Here is a 465-nt window from a genome sequence, read left to right as displayed (position 1 = left end):
CATCATGAACAAGAGGTCGAGGGCAAGTATGAACCAGTCGTAGCTGATCGGCGCGCGAGGATCATCGGTTTCTCGCCTTGCCCTCACGGAGTCCCACAGACTGGAGACCGTCTGGGGGGCGTCCAGCTGTTCAAGCAGGTGTCCACCGACCGAAAGAAGGGCGCGTTCCGTAGAAAGATGCTTTGCAGGAAGGATCATTGGATTGTCGGCGCGTCTTCGAAGATGTCGCAGCGCTCGAACAGATAGGAGAGCACGGCCAATCCAGCCGCTTGCTGCTGCGGAGTGCCGGACGTTCCGACGAGCCGGTGCAAGTAGCCGAAGATCGTGTCAGGCGGTAGGCGCAGCGCGTTCAGCTCCGCGTATCTTTCGCGGAATGTGTGCGCAATTCGCTCCCCCTGCTGGGGATTGAATTGGCTGTCGATGAATGACTCAACGAGCCGCTCCTTGCGCCGACCGGCGCGAAGT

2 protein-coding genes are annotated in these 465 nt (G+C 60.0%); both read right to left on the bottom strand.

The features are described 5' to 3' along the window. Positions 1-198 (bottom strand): ABC-three component system middle component 6 (locus CVH10_RS26620; protein ID WP_106489348.1); only part of this gene is annotated, 198 nt, incomplete at its 3' end. Next, on the bottom strand, positions 195-465 hold a 271-nt coding region (locus CVH10_RS25720), incomplete at its 5' end, for an ABC-three component system protein (RefSeq protein ID WP_369335854.1). The genes CVH10_RS25720 and CVH10_RS26620, both read right to left, overlap by 4 nt.

Source organism: Halomonas sp. ND22Bw, from assembly GCF_003011945.1.
GTDB classification, from domain to species: Bacteria; Pseudomonadota; Gammaproteobacteria; order Pseudomonadales; family Halomonadaceae; genus Halomonas; species Halomonas halophila.
This window is presented reverse-complemented; position numbering and strand designations above follow the sequence as displayed.